Annotated in this window: 2 protein-coding genes; both read right to left on the reverse strand. The window is 69.3% G+C overall.

What is annotated here, in order from left to right; translation table 11 throughout:
- Positions 1–526: helix-turn-helix domain-containing protein (locus BN423_RS01985; RefSeq protein ID WP_019238605.1), on the reverse strand; the 526-nt coding region annotated here is incomplete at its 3' end.
- On the reverse strand, positions 526–2116 hold a 1591-nt coding region (locus BN423_RS10585), incomplete at its 5' end, for a DNA translocase FtsK (RefSeq protein ID WP_019238606.1). The genes BN423_RS10585 and BN423_RS01985, both read right to left, overlap by 1 nt.

The raw sequence follows: 2116 nt of genomic DNA on the forward strand, positions 1-2116 counted from the left end.
GCCCGGTACCGCCCGGGGTGGAGCGCCGGCTCGAGGCGGCCGCGCCGCTGCCGGCACCGCGCAGGCGCGTCGCGCCCGACGGGCGCTGGTGGTAGGGGTTGTTCTGGACGCGGATGGGCTCATGGCCCGACTGCGACTCGGAGACGTACCCGGCCTGCGGTGGACGCTGGGCGTAGCGCGAGCCGCCGTTGATGGCCATGAAGCGGCCCGTGGGGTTCTCAGACCGCGGGCTCACGAAGCCGGCGGCGTCCTGCAGCCGGCCGCCGGCGTGCGAGGTGGCACGCTCGTAGGCGTCGAGCTCCTCGAAATAGGCGGTCATGACCGTGCGCGGATTCAGGCCCAGGTAGCGCGCGTAGCTCGAGATCATGCCCTGCGCGTAGCCGCGCGGGGGCATGGCGGAGAAGTTCCCCTGCTCGAAGTACTCGATGATCTGCGGACGGATCTTGATGGTCGTCGCGACCTGGTGGATGGAGAGCCCGAGCTGCCGACGGCGCTCGAGCAGCATATCGCCGAAGCGTGCGGACATCAGAAACCTCCCAACCCATCGTCAGCGGACATGCGCGCCTCAACTTCCTCGAGCTCGGCGAGACCCTGCTCATCGAGGAGCACCTCACGGGGCTTCGACCCGTCCGGCGGCCCCACGATGCCCTTCTCCTCGAGCATGTCCATGATGCGGCCGGCGCGGGCGTAGCCCACTTTGAGGCGGCGCTGCAAACTCGAGGTGGAACCGAGTCCCGACTCCACGACGAGGTGCGCGGCCTCCCAGATGAGCGGGTCATCGGCCGAGGCGCCTCCCCCGCCGCCCGCGCCCTGCATCGCGGCGGGCGCGACCGCGGAGAGGATCTCCTCATGGTATTCGGCGGGCGACTGCTCCTTCACGAACTCGACGACGCTGAAGATCTCCTCGTCCGAGACGTAGCAGCCCTGGATGCGCTTGGGCTTGCCCCAATCCACGCGGGAGAAGAGCATGTCGCCCTGGCCGATGAGCTTCTCCGCGCCCGTCTGGTCGAGGATGACGCGCGAATCGATGCCCGTCGCCACGGTGAGACCGATGCGGTTCGTGATGTTCGCCTTGATGAGGCCGGTGACGACGTTCGAGCTCGGGCGCTGCGTGGCGACGATCATGTGGATGCCCGCCGCGCGGCCGAGCTGGGCGATGCGCACGATGGAGGCCTCGACGTCCTTGCCCGCGACCATCATGAGGTCGGAGAGCTCGTCGATGACGATCACGAGGTAGGGCAGCTTCTGCGGCGGGTTGTCGTACTTCTCGAACTCGCCGGCCGCCTGCTTCTCGTTGAAGGTCGAGATCTTGCGCACGCCCACGCGCTCGAACACCTTGAGGCGACGCTCCATCTCCGAAACCGCCCACTGCAGGGCGCTCGCAGCCTGCTTGGGCTCCGTGACGACCGGCACGTAGAGGTGCGGCAGGCCGTCGTAGGGCGCGAACTCGACGCGCTTGGGGTCCACCATGATGAGGCGGACGTCTTCCGGGAAGGTGCGCATGAGCAGGCTCATGAGGATCGAGGAGATGACGACCGACTTACCCGAGCCCGTCGTGCCGGCGATGAGCAGGTGCGGCATCTTGGCGAGGTCGGCGACCATGGGCTGGCCCTCAGAATCGCGGCCGAGCGCGAACTCGAGGGGGCCGCCTGTCACATAGGGCAGGATATCGCCGAAGGCGACGGTCTGGCGCGTGCGGTTGGGGATCTCGATGCCCACGTGCGTGGTGCCGGGGATGGGCGCGAAGATGCGCACGGAATCCGTGGCGAGCGAGAGCGCGATGTCGTCCTCGAGGCTCGCGATGCGGCTCACGCGCTCGCCCTCGCCGGGCTGGACCTTGAACGTCGTGACCGTGGGGCCGGAGATCCAGCCGACCACGCGGGAATGGAGGCCGAACTCCTGGAGCGTCGACTGGAGGGACTCGGCCGTCTGCTGGAGCTCCTTGCTCGAGGAGGCACCGGCCTTGGCCTGGGGGCTGTGGCGGAGCATGGAGACGGGCGGGAGCAGGCGCTCGGAGCCGTCCCCAGAGGAAGCGGCGGCCGCAGCGGTGCCCGGGCGCGATGCGGGCTTCGGCGTCTCGCGCGGCTGCAGCGCGGCGGGCTCGGGAGTCTCCGCC

Source organism: Enorma timonensis (genome assembly GCF_000321165.1).
Classification (GTDB): Bacteria; Actinomycetota; Coriobacteriia; order Coriobacteriales; family Coriobacteriaceae; genus Enorma.